Origin of the sequence: Amycolatopsis sp. WQ 127309 (genome assembly GCF_023023025.1) — a bacterium.
Taxonomy (GTDB): domain Bacteria; phylum Actinomycetota; class Actinomycetes; order Mycobacteriales; family Pseudonocardiaceae; genus Amycolatopsis.
Map to the genome: position 1 here is coordinate 5219217 of NZ_CP095481.1, position 13882 is coordinate 5233098.

The window sequence follows — 13882 nt, forward strand, 5'->3', positions numbered from 1 at the left end:
GACCGGACAGCTGAAGAACCGAACAGAGCCCCGGCGGGCTCATACCAGCGAGGTGGACTTCCATGCCTGCAGCACCCGACAAGGACAAGGCGCTCGAACTCGCTCTTGCGCAGATCGACAAGCAGTACGGCAAGGGCTCGGTCATGCGCCTCGGCGACGACGGCCGCGCGCCCATCGCCGTGATCCCCACCGGCTCGATCGCCCTCGACGTCGCACTCGGCATCGGCGGGCTGCCCCGCGGCCGCGTCGTCGAGGTCTACGGCCCGGAGTCCTCCGGTAAGACCACGGTCGCCCTGCACGCGGTGGCGAACGCGCAGAAGGCCGGCGGCATCGCGGCGTTCATCGACGCGGAGCACGCGCTGGACCCGGAGTACGCCAAGAAGCTCGGCGTCGACACCGACGCGCTGCTCGTCTCCCAGCCGGACACCGGTGAGCAGGCGCTGGAGATCGCGGACATGCTGATCCGCTCCGGCGCGCTCGACATCCTGGTCATCGACTCCGTGGCCGCGCTCGTGCCGCGCGCCGAGATCGAGGGCGAGATGGGTGACTCGCACGTGGGTCTCCAGGCCCGCCTGATGAGCCAGGCGCTGCGCAAGATGACCGGCGCGATGAACAACTCCGGCACCACCGCGATCTTCATCAACCAGCTGCGCGAGAAGATCGGCGTCATGTTCGGCTCCCCGGAGACCACGACCGGTGGTAAGGCGCTGAAGTTCTACGCCTCGATCCGGCTCGACGTGCGCCGCATCGAGACGCTCAAGGACGGCGGCGAGGCGGTCGGCAACCGCACCCGCGTCAAGGTCGTGAAGAACAAGATGGCCCCGCCCTTCAAGCAGGCCGAGTTCGACATCCTGTACGGCCACGGCGTCTCCCGTGAGGGTTCGCTCATCGACATGGGTGTCGACCAGGCGATCGTGCGCAAGTCCGGTGCTTGGTACACCTACGAGGGCGACCAGCTCGGCCAGGGCAAGGAGAACGCGCGGAAGTTTCTGCGCGAGAACCCGGACATCGCCAACGAGATCGAGAAGCGCATCAAGGAGAAGCTCGGCATCGGCCCGCAGCTCGACGCCGAAGCCGTCGAAGCCGTGCCGGCGCCGGTCGACTTCTAGGAGAGGGTCCTTGGTCCTCACCGTGGCAGCGGTTCACGGTGAGGCGCGCATGAACGACGAGGAGTGACCGAGGTGGCGAGGGCACCGAAGATCCCGCCGTCGGAGCTGCCCCCGGAGGAGCGCTTCAAGAAGGCCAAAGAGGTCTGTTACGACCTCCTGGCCGTGCGGGCGCGTACTCAAGAGGAGCTCCGGCAGGCCTTGCACCGCAAGGGCTTCGACGAGGAGACCAGCGAAAACCTGCTCGGCAAGCTCGACCGGGCGGGGCTGGTCAACGACGCGGAGTTCGCGGAGCTGTGGGTGAAGTCCCGGCACACGACCCAGGGGCTGTCCCGCACCGCGCTGCTGGCCGAGCTGCGGCGCAAGGGTGTCGACGACGAGGTCGCGGCGCAGGCGGCGGGCGAGGTCGACCGCGAGTCCGAGGAGCAGATGGCCCGGGAGCTGGTCCGCAAGCGGCTCGGGTCCCTGGGCAACGTCGACGAGCAGACGGCGCTGCGGCGCCTGCTCGGCTTCCTGGCGCGCAAGGGCTACCCGCAAGGGCTGGCGTACACGGTGATCAAGGAGGAACTCCGCGAGTACGGCGCGGAGTCCACCCTCTTGGACGACGCCTACATCGACTGACGGCCACCGGGCCCGGTGAGGCCACGGCGGGTGAAGGTGCTTTGCCGGGAACGGACCTCAGCACGACCATCGAGCACGCGGATGTGATCGTCGTCGGGCTGCGCCGTGGCCGGAGCAGGCCGCTGTGGTTCGGGCCGGTCACCGCGCCCCCGGCGGATGCAGTGGGGCAGTGCCGGGAGTGTGGTGTGCCGCCGGGCGTCTGGGCGCACCGGTGCTCGCCGCGTTGCGAGCACCGGCCGCACGTCATGCCGAGGCGGCTGGTGCTGCCTCTTGCTCCGCCGGTGCCGTCCGCTCTGCAGGTGCCGATCGGTCCGCCGGTACCGCCTCCAGCTCCGCCGGTGCCGTTCGCTTTGTCGGCGGCCGGCGGTCGGAGCGGTGTTTGCGGACTGCCAGCAGCAGCACCGCCAGCAGGCCCATCGCCACGCACGTGACCGCCGCCGAGAGCACCAGGAACTCGTCGAGGCGGCCGGCCGACAGGTACGCGCCCAGCGCTACCGCCACCAGCGCGCACACCGCTCGGTCCACAATGGACTCCATCGACAGGAGTGTCGCGCGGTAGCGGGAGTCCGGGATGGAGTCGTTCAGCAGCTGCTTCTGGATCGGGAACGAAATGCCCGTCGCCACCGCGAAGACGCAGAGCAGGAGCACCGTCGGGACAGTCCCGGCCGGGACGATGAAGCCCAGGCACAGGGCCATCACGATCGTCAGGGTGAACACCGAGGCGACCGGGCCGATGGCGCGTCGCAACCGGTGGGGGCGGGCCGCGCCCAGGGCCTCGAAGACCGTCATGGCGGCCAGTACCGCGCCGTACCAGTTCACCGAGAGCGTCTTCGACTCCAGGATCGGCTGGAACAGGTTCACCTGGCAGATCCGTACCAGCGTGAACATCGCGATGCCCTGCACCATCAGCAAGAACAACCACCGCGACGACCGCAGCGCCGACAGTGCGCCGCCGACGCCCGCTAGGAGGGACGCCGTCTTGCCGGCCGCGCGGCGGCCGCCCGGGATCGGGGGCAGCTTCAAGGCGAACGCCAGGGCGATGGCCGCGTTGAGCGCCGTCAGCCAGTACGGGGAAGGGAGGTTCCACGCCATCAGCAGGCCGATCACCGGCCAGTACACGATCTTGCCGATCAGGCTGTACGCGCGGCCGACGCCCTCCACACGGAGGTAGTGCTCACCTTCGCCCTGAGCGTGCAGGTACTCGTAGAGGTACGCGCTCTGCGCGCCCGACACCAGGGATCTGGCCAGGGCGATCAGGATGAAGTGGATCAGGAACCCGGTGTAGGAACCGAAGAACACCGGCACCAGGTTCGCGGCCACGAGCACGGCGGCGCCGGCCTTCAGCGACGTCCGGTAGTCGAACCGGTCGGCGATCATCCCGGTCGGGATCTCCAGCAGGCAGAACACGATGTAGTAGATGCTCTGGATGCCGAAGATCTGGCCGTCGTCAAGGCCGACGAGCTTCTGGTACTGGTAGAAGATCGGCACCCACAACAACAGGCCGAAGAAGAACTGGAACCCGTAGGTCAACCGGACGGCGCGCTGCACGGCCGGCTTCGCGGGCAGGCGGAAGCCCAGCATGATGTGTGTCTCCGGGAAAGTCAGGCCGAGTAGGGGCGCAGCTGGACGATGTGGACGTGGTCGCGGTCCGCGAGCCACTCGACGTCCACCGGCGAGTCAAAGGTGTAGTCGGGCGAGAAGTGCGCCTGCAGCAGGCGTCCGGCCACCGCGAGCCGCTGCAGCTGTTCGTGGGCGCGCTCGTCGAGGTCCGCTGCCGCGTCGCCCAGGGATACCGTGCGGCCGCCGCCCTCGACCGTCGAGTACAGGTACTGCATGGGCAGCGTCGAGCCGTCGACGACGTCGGTGACCTTCGGCGAAACGTTGACGTACACCGTGCGGAAGTCCGCGCGGTTCATCGGGTTCGTCGTCACCAGCACGCCGCCGAAGTCGGCCGCGACCTGCTCCTGGATCACCACGCCCATGTAGCACTCGTCGAGGGAGATCCCGGCCTGGTGGCGCAGCCGGACGCTGCGCACCGACACCAGCGACGCCCAGACTTCCTTGACGCTGGCGAAGATCCGCTCGGCGGTGGTGACGTGGTTGATCGACTCGTAGATCCCGGCGGCCGAGAACCCGGCGAGGTCTTCGGCGTTCGACGAGCTGCGCACGACGAACGCGCGCACCCCGGCCAGCTGCGACACCAGCGCGGAGTCGATCTCCCCGGCCAGCGCGCCCGGCATCCGCGCCGACCGGATCAGGCTCTGCAGCTCGACGCACAACGGCTCGATCTCCCGCGCGTCCAGCTCCAGCGCCATCTTCAGCTTGCCGATCGCCTGCTGGATCCGCGGCGACGACTCGAGGAACCGCCGCTGCAGCGAGAACGGCAGGGCGATCCCGCGCGGCACCCGGATGCGCTCGTCCAGCAGCCGGCGGGCCGCATCGGAAAGGTCGGCCACCGAAGCTCCGGCGGGGATGCCCAGCAGCTGGGCCAGGTGCGGCAGCAGGTTCTCCCGCGGCGGCCGCGGAACCTGGTAGAAACCCAGCAGCCGCTGCGAGCCGCAGGCCAGGACGTGGTGCAGCTCGCCGAGGTTCGCCGCCTTGGTGCCGTAGCGGTAACGGTCGGCCGCGCGCAGCCGCGCGAGGTTCACGATCGGGCTGTGGTCGGACTCGGGCTCCTCGAGCGTGACACGCTGGGCGTACCAGGACGGCGGCGCCGCGTCGGCCGGCTCGTCGACCTCCCGCAGCGTGAGCGACGACGCCTGGGCGTCCACGGTGTACTCGACCCACTTGCCGTCGAGCCCGCGGCGCTCGATCTCGGCCAGCGCGCCGAGCTGGACGGCGTTCGGGATCTGCCAGCCGGTGGCCAGCACGTTGGTGTGCGACAACGGCGTCGTGTGCCGGGCGTTGACGATGCCGGACAGCCGCGGGATGTCGTCGGGCACCCGGTCCATCACGATGATGTCCGACCAGGCCAGCCCGCCTGTGGCAGTGGCGGCCCGGTACTCGGCCTCGGTGCGGAACGCGCGCAGCCGCCCGGTCGTCGTGCCGGGGTTCAGCGCCACGAACGGCGCCGTCGAGAACAGCTCGTGGGCGAAGACGCGGGGGAGCTCGGCCGCCGGGATCTCCCGGACGAGCCGTTCCTGCAGCTGGTTCGCCGGCTTGAACAGCAGCGGCAGCGCCGGGTCGACGTACTCCGCCACGAAGGCGTGGAACTCGCGGATCAGCGCGGCCGGCATGGTGTCGACCTCGACCGTCTCCAGCGAGAGGATCTTCTTCTCCTGCCGCGTGTGCAGGGCGAGGATGCCGAGCAGGAACCGGCGGTCCGGGGCGTGGTAGAAGCGTTCGTTGTAGCCGTCGATCTCGGCGCGCACCCGGGCTTCGGGGACGCCGAGGATCTCCTCGCCGATGTAGATCGCGTGAAAGGAATGACGCGCGTCGTTCAGGAAGTGGATCGTCCGCAGTTCACGATCGACCACGACCTTGACGAAGGAATAGCCGCCGAGGGTGCCGCACAACTGGTGGAGCGCGGACAGGGAAAGCCGTTCGCCGACGAGTGCGGCGACGTTCTCGGGGGACGTGCTGGGGGCGACCACGCTGGTCAGGGACACCGGTTCTCCTCGCTGGAAATTGCGAGGGGGGACGTTAACAGGTGGTGAATCACCGACCGAGGCGCGAATGGCCCGCTGACTGGAACGAATGGCGGAACCCATGACGGCCGCCACACTCTCTCGGAGCACCGTTCCAGCGCACTGGAACGGTGCTCCCGGAATCCGGACGCCGGTTCCGCCGTTCGGGGAGGGATTTCCTGCAGGTGATCTGCGCTACAGCTGCGCGGCTTCCGCGGCCAGCTTCTCGATCGTGGCGACATCGAGCGAGGACGTCAGCCACGAACCGCCGATGCAGCCGACGTTCGGCAGCGCGAGGTACGTCGGCGCCGAGGCCACCGTGATCCCGCCCGTCGGGCAGAACTTCAGGCCCGGCAACGGCCCCGCGATCGACTTCAGGTACGCGACCCCGCCGGACGCTTCGGCCGGGAAGAACTTCAACGCCGTGAGCCCGCGCTCGGCCAGCTTCATCGCCTCCGACACCGTGCTCGCGCCGGGCAGGAACGGCAGCCCGGACTCGAAGCACGCGTCGACGACGGCGTCCGTGCAGCCCGGCGTCACGAGGAACTTCGCCCCCGCGTCGGCCGCCTGCTTCGCCTGGTCCGGCGAGGTGACCGTGCCGGCGCCGATCACGATGTCCGGGACCTCGGTCGCGACGCGCTCGATCGCGGCCAGCGCCGCCGGGGTGCGCAAGGTCAGCTCGATGACCCCGATCCCGCCGGCGAGCAGGGCCCGGGCCGTGGGCACCGCGTCGTCGGCGTCGTCGATCACCACTACGGGCATCACGGGGGACAGCGCGAGCAGGTCCGAACCGGTGGTCACTGACCAACCTCCTGGGTTTCCAACGAGTGCGTGGGAATGCCGAAGTGCTCCGGCGTCAAACCCCCGAACACCGAAGCGCCCTGGTCGGCGGGGCCGACCCCGTGGCGCAACGCGGCGAACAGCTCTCGGCCGGTGCCGGTCCAGGATGCTTCGGACGGCGGCCCGTCCACAAGTTCACGGAGGGCGAGTTCTTCGTCACCGATGAAGACGTCGAGGGTGCCCGCGGCGGCGTCGAGCCGGACGACGTCACCGTCGGCGACGCGGGCGATCGGGCCGCCCGCCGCGGCTTCCGGTGTCACCTGGATCGCGGCCGGGATCTTGCCGGACGCGCCCGACATGCGGCCGTCGGTGAGCAGCGCCACCTGGTGCCCGCGGTCCATCAGCACCCCCAGCGCCGGGGTGAGGCCGTGCAGCTCCGGCATGCCGTTGGCCCGCGGACCCTGCTGCCGGATCACCACGACGACGTCGCGGTCCAGCTCGCCGGCCTCGAACGCGGCGGTGAACGCCTCCTGCGTGGTGAACACCCGCGCCGGCGCCTGGACGATCCGGTGCTCGGGCGCCACGGCGGACACCTTGACCACGGCGCGGCCGAGGTTGCCCGCGACCATCCGCAGCCCGCCGTCCGCGGCGAACGGGCGCCACGCGGGGCGCAGCACCTCCTCGTCGAGGCTGCGGGCCGGCACGTCGCGCCAGACCAGCTCGCCGTCGGACAGGATCGGCTCGGCCCGGTAGCGGTGCAGCCCGAAGCCGGCCACGGTGTGGACGTCCTCGTGCAGCAGCCCGGCGTCGAGCAGCGTGCCGACGAGGAACTGGATGCCGCCGGCGGCGTGGAAGTGGTTGATGTCGGCGCTGCCGTTCGGGTAGACCCGCGCCAGCTGCGGCACGACGGCCGAGAGGTCGGAGAAGTCGTCCCAGGTCAGCTGGATGCCGGCGGCCGCGGCGATGGCGACCAGGTGCATCGTGTGGTTGGTCGACCCGCCCGTGGCCAGCAGCGCGACGACGCCGTTGACGAACGCCTTCTCGTCGAGGATCCGCGAGACCGGCGTGTACTCCTCGCCGCGCGAGAGCGTGACGACGCGGCGCCCGGCTTCCTCCGTCAGCGCGCGACGCAGCGCGGACCCGGGCTGGACGAAGCTGGCGCCGGGCAGGTGCAGGCCCATCACCTCGACGACCATCTGGTTGGAGTTGGCCGTGCCGTAGAACGTGCAGGTCCCGGCCGAGTGGTACGACGCCGCTTCGGCGTCGAGGAGGTCTTCGCGGGTCGCGAGGCCCTCGGCGTACAGCTGCCTGACCCGGGCCTTCTCCTTGTTCGGCAGCCCGGAGTTCATCGGCCCGGCGGGCACGAGGATCGCCGGCAGGTGGCCGAAGGACAGGGCGCCGATCAGCAGGCCGGGCACGATCTTGTCGCAGACGCCCAGCAGCAGGCTCGCGTCGAACATGTCGTGCGACAGCGCGATCGCCGTCGACATCGCGATGACCTCGCGGCTGAACAGCGACAGCTCCATGCCCGCGCGGCCCTGCGTGATGCCGTCGCACATCGCGGGGACGCCGCCGGCGAACTGGGCGACACCACCCGCGCCGCGCACGGCCTTCTTCAGCCAGGCCGGGTACTCCTGCATCGGCTGGTGCGCCGAGAGCATGTCGTTGTAGGAGGAGACGATCGCGACGCCGGGGGCGCGGGCGGCCCGCAACGCCTCCTTGTCGGCGCCTTCCATGGCGGCGAAGCCGTGGGCGAGGTTGCTGCACGCGAGGCCGCGGCGGACCGGGCCTTCGGCGTGCGCGGCGGCCGTGCGGCCGAGGTACGCGGTGCGGGTCGCGGCACTGCGCGCGGCGATGCGCGCGGTGACGCCGGCGACGACGCGGTGGACGGGCGTGGTGGCGGGGTTGCTCATGTCCGGCTCCGGATCACTGGTTCGTGGTGGTCCGCGGGACGGCTGCACTGGCGCCTCTGGGTCGTGACGCTGGCCACACTACCTGTCGCGAACGCCGAATCAAAATCGATTCAGAAGATCAACCCCAGTGACCCCGATCACGCCCCTACTTAGCTAATGTGCTACTTGTCACACTGCACGACGAACGGCAGAGTCGGTCCCGGCGACGCGATCGCCAACCGGCCCGGCCGGCCCCACCACACGGGAGGCATGATGTCCACCTCCGAGATCGCCGAGCTGCGGCGAACCATCGGTCAGCTCAGGCAGTGCGTCGGCGCACTGCGCTCGCGCTACGGCGACGCTTCGGCCGTCCGCCGCCTCGCCAACGACGTGGAGCGCCTCGACATCGACACGGCCGACCTCGACGGCACCCCGCTCGCGGTACCGACGCAGGCGAAGGCCGCGGAGCGCGTCCAAGTTCCCGACACGCCGTACGACCCGGCGCTGTGGCACGGCGCGGACGACGAAGGCGTCGGCGGCTACAAGCGCGACCAGCGGTGAGCGCTCCGGCTGACAACGGCGTCGGCACCGGCGTCCGGTCCCCGAAACGGGCCAGGATCGCCGAACGCACCCTGCGTACCGACCGATGGTGGCTCCAGCCCCTGCTCACCGTGCTCGGGCTGGGCGCCTTCATCGTCTACGCGACGGTCCGGTCGTTCGTGCGCACCGCCTACTGGGTGCCCGACTACCACTACCTGACGCCGTTCTACTCACCCTGCCTGTCCACGTCCTGCGTCGAGGGCTCGAGCCACTTCGGCCACTGGTTCGGCGACCTGCCCGGGTTCATCCCGCTCGGCTTCGTCGTGCTGCCGTTCCTGCTCGGGTTCCGCCTGACCTGCTACTACTACCGCAAGGCCTACTACCGGGCGGTGTGGTTCTCCCCGCCGGCGTGCGCCGTCGCGGAACCGAAGGCGAAGTACACCGGCGAGACGCGGCTGCCGCTGATCATCCAGAACGTCCACCGCTACTTCTTCTACGTGGCGCTGGTCGTGTCGCTGGTCAACACCTACGACGCGATCATGGCGTTCCACGGGAAGACCGGCGGCTTCGGCTTCGGGCTGGGCAACGTCGTCCTGCTCGCCAACGTCGTCCTGCTCTGGGCGTACACGCTGTCCTGCCACTCGTGCCGGCACGTGACCGGTGGCCGGCTGAAGCACTTCTCCAAGCATCCGGTGCGGTACTGGATCTGGACGCAGGTGACGAAACTCAACACCCGCCACATGGCGCTGGCCTGGACGACGCTCGGCACGCTGGTGCTGACCGACTTCTACGTCATGCTCGTGGCCAGCGGGGCCATCGCGGACCTGAGATTCGTGAACTGACACCCGTCCTTCCCGACAAGACCGTCCCCATTTTCCGAGGTGGAATCCCTACATGACCGAGGTCGAACGGCACAGCTACGACGTGGTGGTGATCGGTGCCGGTGGTGCCGGTCTGCGCGCGGTGATCGAAGCGCGCGAACGCGGTTACCGCGTCGCGGTCGTGTGCAAGTCCCTGTTCGGCAAGGCGCACACGGTGATGGCCGAAGGTGGCTGCGCCGCGTCGATGGGCAACGCGAACTCGAACGACAACTGGCAGGTCCACTTCCGCGACACCATGCGCGGCGGGAAGTTCCTCAACAACTGGCGGATGGCCGAGCTGCACGCCCAGGAGGCGCCGGACCGCGTCTGGGAGCTCGAGACCTACGGCGCCCTGTTCGACCGCACCGCGGACGGCCGGATCAGCCAGCGCAACTTCGGCGGGCACACGTACCCGCGGCTGGCGCACGTCGGTGACCGGACCGGGCTCGAGCTGATCCGCACGATGCAGCAGAAGATCGTTTCGCTGCAGCAGGAGGACTTCGCCGAGACCGGGGACTACGAGGCGAAGATCAAGGTCTTCGCCGAGTGCACGGTCACCGAGCTGCTCACCAGCGACGGCGCCATCGCCGGCGCGTTCGGCTACTGGCGCGAGAGCGGCCGGTTCATCCTCTTCGACGCGCCGGCGGTCGTGCTCGCGACCGGCGGCATCGGCAAGTCGTTCAAGGTCACGTCGAACTCGTGGGAGTACACCGGCGACGGCCACGCGCTGGCGCTGCGGGCGGGCGCGAAGCTGATCAACATGGAGTTCGTCCAGTTCCACCCGACCGGGATGGTCTGGCCGCCGAGCGTCAAGGGCATCCTCGTCACCGAGGGCGTGCGCGGTGACGGCGGCGTGCTCAAGAACTCCGAGGGCAAGCGGTTCATGTTCGAGTACGTGCCCGAGGTGTTCAAGGGCCAGTACGCGGAAAGCGAGGAGGAAGCCGACCGCTGGTACGCCGACGCGGACAACAACCGGCGCACGCCGGACCTGCTGCCGCGCGACGAGGTGGCCCGGGCGATCAACTCCGAGGTCAAGGAGGGACGCGGCTCCCCGCACGGCGGTGTGTTCCTCGACATCGCCAGCCGGCTGCCGACCGAGGAGATCAAGAAGCGGCTGCCGTCGATGTACCACCAGTTCAAGGAGCTGGCGGACGTCGACATCACGGCGGAGGCGATGGAGGTCGGCCCGACCTGCCACTACGTGATGGGCGGCATCGAGGTCGACCCGGACACGGCCGCGTCGAGTGTGCCCGGCCTGTTCGCCGCGGGTGAGTGCTCAGGTGGCATGCACGGCTCCAACCGGCTCGGTGGCAACTCGCTGTCGGACCTGCTGGTGTTCGGCCGCCGCGCCGGGCTCGGCGCCGCCGAGTACGTGCTGGGGCTGACCGACCGGCCCGCGGTCGCGCAGTCCGATGTGGACGCCGCGGCGAAGATGGCGCTCGCGCCGTTCGACCCGCCGGCGGGCGCGTCGGCCGAGAACCCGTACACCCTGCACACCGAGCTGCAGCAGTCGATGAACGACCTGGTCGGCATCATCCGCAAGGCCGGCGAGATCGAGCAGGCGCTGGTGAAGCTGGCCGAGCTGCGGCACCGGATCCTGAACGTCACCGTGGAGGGGCACCGGCAGTTCAACCCCGGCTGGCACCTCGCGATCGACCTGCGCAACATGCTGATGGTCAGCGAGTGCGTCGCGAAGGCGGCCCTGACCCGGACGGAGAGCCGCGGTGGCCACACTCGCGACGACCACCCGGGCATGGATCCCGAGTGGCGGCACAAGCTTCTCGTGTGCGCGTCGTCGCCGGGGGAGAACCCGGTGGTGCCGGACGTCGGCGTCACGGTCAAGGAGCAGGTGCCGCTGCGCCAGGACCTGCTGGAGCTGTTCGAGTTCGGCGAGCTCGGGAAGTACTACACCGACGGAGAACTCGAAACGCACCCCGGTGGGAGCAAAGCATGAGTTACAAGGCGAGTTTCCGGGTCTGGCGCGGTGACGACACGGGCGGCGCGCTGCAGGACTTCACGGTGGAGGTGAACGAGGGCGAGGTCGTCCTCGACATCATCCACCGGCTGCAGGCCACGCAGGCGTCGGACCTCGCGGTGCGCTGGAACTGCAAGGCGGGCAAGTGCGGTTCGTGCTCGGCGGAGATCAACGGCAAGCCGCGGCTGCTGTGCATGACGAGGATGTCGACGTTCACCGAGGACGAGGTCGTCACGGTGACGCCGATGCGGACGTTCCCGGTGATCCGTGACCTGGTCACCGACGTGTCGTTCAACTACACGAAGGCGCGGGAGATCCCGTCGTTCACCCCGCCCGCCGACCTCAAGCCGGGTGACTACCGGATGCAGCAGGTGGACGTCGAGCGCTCGCAGGAGTTCCGCAAGTGCATCGAGTGCTTCCTGTGCCAGAACACCTGTCACGTCGTGCGCGACCACGAGGAGAACAAGGAGTCCTTCGCGGGGCCGCGGTACCTGATGCGGATCGCCGAGCTGGAGATGCACCCGCTCGACGTCGCCGACCGGCGTGACGCGGCCCAGGAGGAGCACGGCCTCGGCCTCTGCAACATCACCAAGTGCTGCAGCGAGGTCTGCCCGGAGGGCATCCACATCACCGACAACGCGCTGATCCCGATGAAGGAGCGCGTGGCGGACCGCAAGTACGACCCGATCGTCTGGCTGGGCAACAAGCTCTTCCGCCGGGACAAGTGACGCTTTCCGATCGACGCTCGCGAACCGGCTGCCGAGGCCGGTTCGCGAGCGTCTTCGCATGGGCGTGACAAGGTGGGGGTATGGAGATCGAGCTGCTGCCCCCGTCCGCGGCGGAGGACCGGCCGCTGATCGACCGGATCACCGCGCTGGTCAACCAGGTCTACGCCGAGTCCGAGAAGGGGCTGTGGCGGGGGAGCACCGACCGGACGTCCGCCGGCGAGGTGGCCGGGTTCGTGCGCGGCGGGGAGATCGCCGTCGCGCGGGTCGAGGGTGACCTCGCCGGTTCGGTGCGCCTCCGGCGGCTCGACGACCACACCGGCGAGTTCGGGATGCTCGCCGCCGATCCGGCCCGGCGGGGCGCCGGCGTCGGCCGGGAGCTGGTGCGGTTCGCGGAGCGGGCGAGCCGGGACGCGGGCCGCCGGGAGATGCAGCTGGAGCTGCTCGTGCCGCGCGAGTGGACGCACCCGTCGAAGCAGTTCCTCGCCGAGTGGTACGACCGGCTCGGTTACCGCGTGACCCACCGCGCCGACCTCGCCGAGGACTACCCGCACCTCGCGCCGTCGCTGGCCACGCCGTGCGATTTTCTTGTCTACCGCAAGGAACTGGCGTGACGCTGCTCGCCGGCGCGCGGGTGCTCGACCCCGAGACCGGTGAGACGACCCGCGCGGACGTCCGGCTCGACGGCGACCGGATCACCGAGGTCGGCCCCGGCCTCGACGGTGCCGGGCGCGTCGACTGCGCGGGCGGACTGCTGATCCCCGGGCTCATCGACTGCCACGCGCACGTCGCGTTCCCGCGGCCGGAGCCGTTGCCGCGCAGCGCCCGGGTGCTCGAAGCCGTGCCCGTGCTGCGGAAGCTGCTCGCGCGCGGGATCACCACCGTCCGCGACGCCTGGGGTGCCGACGCCGGCCTCAAGCACGCCTTGCGCGAAGGCTGGATCACCGGGCCGGACCTGCTGGTCAGCCTGCGCCAGCTCGGCCCGACCGGCGGCCTCGGGGACAGCTGGGAGCCGCCCGCCGGCGCCGTCGACCGCTTCGGTGACCCGTCGCTGCCGGACCCGCTGTTCGACGGGCCGGACGCGGCGCGTGCGGCGGTTCGCCGGATGGTGCGCGCCGGGGCGGACTGGATCAAGGTGGGGGCGAGCGGGGCCATGCGGGCGGTCCGCGCGGGCGTGGACGTCCGCCCGACCGACGAGGAGCTCGTCGCGCTGGTCGACGAGGCTCGCCGGTGCGGGCGGGACGCCATGGCCCACGCGCACACGTCCGCCGCCGTGGTCTCGGCGGCCCGCGCGGGGGTGCGGAGCGTCGAGCACGGCACCTTCCTGGACGACGAAGCCGTTGCGGCGCTGGGGAACGCCTGGTTCGTGCCGACGCTGGTGCCGATCGGCGGCAGCGAGTTCGCCGCGGACCACCGCCGGTCGGTGCGCCTCGCCGCCGAGGCGGGTGTCCGGATCGCCGCGGGCTCGGACCTCGCCCCACGCCCCCATGTCGACTTGACGACCGAGCTGCGGTTGCTGGCCGCGGTCCTCGGCGACGCGGCGGCCCTGAAGGCGGCCACCAGCGAAGCGGCGAGGCTGCTGCGCCTCGACGACGACCGCGGCCGTGTCGAGCCGGGCCTGCGGGCCGACCTGGTGCTGCTCGACGGCACGGACCTCGACGTGACCGACCTGCCGGGTCGGGTCCGGGCGGTCTGGCACGACGGAAAGGCCGTCAGCACAAGGGAATGACGGGGAGGGGGCGTGGGCGGGGGTGGGT

The 13882-nt window shown here is 70.3% G+C and carries 12 protein-coding genes; 8 read left to right on the forward strand and 4 right to left on the reverse strand.

Going from position 1 to position 13882, the window contains the following annotated elements; translation table 11 throughout:
- Nucleotides 1-62 precede the first annotated feature (62 nt).
- Both recA and MUY22_RS24665 read left to right on the forward strand, forming a co-directional pair.
- Nucleotides 63-1109: a recombinase RecA gene (gene recA / locus MUY22_RS24660; protein ID WP_247062979.1), complete on the forward strand. Its 1047-nt coding sequence runs from the start codon at nucleotides 63-65 to the stop codon at nucleotides 1107-1109.
- A 90-nt stretch (nucleotides 1110-1199) separates the two neighbouring features.
- Entirely contained in the window at nucleotides 1200-1727 is a 528-nt protein-coding gene (locus MUY22_RS24665; protein ID WP_247064101.1) for a regulatory protein RecX, read from the forward strand.
- Between the two features lie 243 nt (nucleotides 1728-1970).
- Here the strand turns inward: MUY22_RS24665 and MUY22_RS24670 are convergent, their stop codons facing one another.
- The 4 genes from MUY22_RS24670 to edd all read right to left on the reverse strand — a co-directional run bounded on the left by MUY22_RS24670 (nucleotide 1971) and on the right by edd (nucleotide 8046).
- Nucleotides 1971-3308, reverse strand: coding sequence for an MFS transporter (locus MUY22_RS24670; RefSeq protein ID WP_247062980.1), 1338 nt, complete (start codon nucleotides 3306-3308; stop codon nucleotides 1971-1973).
- A 20-nt stretch (nucleotides 3309-3328) separates the two neighbouring features.
- Entirely contained in the window at nucleotides 3329-5335 is a 2007-nt protein-coding gene (locus MUY22_RS24675; protein WP_247062981.1) for a PEP/pyruvate-binding domain-containing protein, read from the reverse strand.
- A 213-nt stretch (nucleotides 5336-5548) separates the two neighbouring features.
- Nucleotides 5549-6154 carry a bifunctional 4-hydroxy-2-oxoglutarate aldolase/2-dehydro-3-deoxy-phosphogluconate aldolase gene (gene eda / locus MUY22_RS24680; protein WP_247062984.1) on the reverse strand — a complete coding sequence of 202 codons (606 nt, stop codon included), beginning with the start codon at nucleotides 6152-6154 and terminating at the stop codon, nucleotides 5549-5551.
- On the reverse strand, nucleotides 6151-8046 hold the full coding sequence (edd, locus tag MUY22_RS24685; protein ID WP_247062986.1) for a phosphogluconate dehydratase: 1896 nt from the start codon (nucleotides 8044-8046) through the stop codon (nucleotides 6151-6153). The genes eda and edd overlap by 4 nt, the downstream gene beginning before the upstream one ends.
- Nucleotides 8047-8298: 252 nt before the next feature.
- On the opposite strand from edd, the gene MUY22_RS24690 reads away from it, so the two are divergent.
- The 6 genes from MUY22_RS24690 to MUY22_RS24715 all read left to right on the forward strand — a co-directional run bounded on the left by MUY22_RS24690 (nucleotide 8299) and on the right by MUY22_RS24715 (nucleotide 13854).
- Nucleotides 8299-8586, forward strand: coding sequence for a hypothetical protein (locus MUY22_RS24690; RefSeq protein WP_247063001.1), 288 nt, complete (start codon nucleotides 8299-8301; stop codon nucleotides 8584-8586).
- On the forward strand, nucleotides 8583-9407 hold the full coding sequence (locus MUY22_RS24695; RefSeq protein ID WP_247063003.1) for a hypothetical protein: 825 nt from the start codon (nucleotides 8583-8585) through the stop codon (nucleotides 9405-9407). The genes MUY22_RS24690 and MUY22_RS24695 overlap by 4 nt, the downstream gene beginning before the upstream one ends.
- Before the next feature lie 52 nt (nucleotides 9408-9459).
- Nucleotides 9460-11379, forward strand: coding sequence for a fumarate reductase/succinate dehydrogenase flavoprotein subunit (locus tag MUY22_RS24700; RefSeq protein WP_247063005.1), 1920 nt, complete (start codon nucleotides 9460-9462; stop codon nucleotides 11377-11379).
- Nucleotides 11376-12128: a succinate dehydrogenase/fumarate reductase iron-sulfur subunit gene (locus tag MUY22_RS24705; protein WP_247063007.1), complete on the forward strand. Its 753-nt coding sequence runs from the start codon at nucleotides 11376-11378 to the stop codon at nucleotides 12126-12128. Before MUY22_RS24700 ends, MUY22_RS24705 begins: the two co-directional genes overlap by 4 nt.
- An 80-nt stretch (nucleotides 12129-12208) precedes the next feature.
- Nucleotides 12209-12739: a GNAT family N-acetyltransferase gene (locus tag MUY22_RS24710; RefSeq protein ID WP_247063008.1), complete on the forward strand. Its 531-nt coding sequence runs from the start codon at nucleotides 12209-12211 to the stop codon at nucleotides 12737-12739.
- Nucleotides 12736-13854, forward strand: coding sequence for an amidohydrolase family protein (locus MUY22_RS24715; RefSeq protein WP_247063009.1), 1119 nt, complete (start codon nucleotides 12736-12738; stop codon nucleotides 13852-13854). Before MUY22_RS24710 ends, MUY22_RS24715 begins: the two co-directional genes overlap by 4 nt.
- The last annotated feature ends 28 nt before the right edge of the window (nucleotides 13855-13882 follow it).

What these genes read in the sequence shown, in the direction of transcription:
- MUY22_RS24700 (WP_247063005.1), top strand. Translation starts at nt 9,460, where the DNA reads ATGACCGAGGTCGAACGGCACAGCTACGACGTGGTGGTGATCGGTGCC.
- MUY22_RS24705 (WP_247063007.1), top strand. Translation starts at nt 11,376, where the DNA reads ATGAGTTACAAGGCGAGTTTCCGGGTCTGGCGCGGTGACGACACGGGC.
- recA (WP_247062979.1), top strand. Translation starts at nt 63, where the DNA reads ATGCCTGCAGCACCCGACAAGGACAAGGCGCTCGAACTCGCTCTTGCG.
- MUY22_RS24670 (WP_247062980.1), bottom strand. Translation starts at nt 3,308, where the DNA reads ATGCTGGGCTTCCGCCTGCCCGCGAAGCCGGCCGTGCAGCGCGCCGTC.
- MUY22_RS24710 (WP_247063008.1), top strand. Translation starts at nt 12,209, where the DNA reads ATGGAGATCGAGCTGCTGCCCCCGTCCGCGGCGGAGGACCGGCCGCTG.
- MUY22_RS24690 (WP_247063001.1), top strand. Translation starts at nt 8,299, where the DNA reads ATGTCCACCTCCGAGATCGCCGAGCTGCGGCGAACCATCGGTCAGCTC.
- edd (WP_247062986.1), bottom strand. Translation starts at nt 8,046, where the DNA reads ATGAGCAACCCCGCCACCACGCCCGTCCACCGCGTCGTCGCCGGCGTC.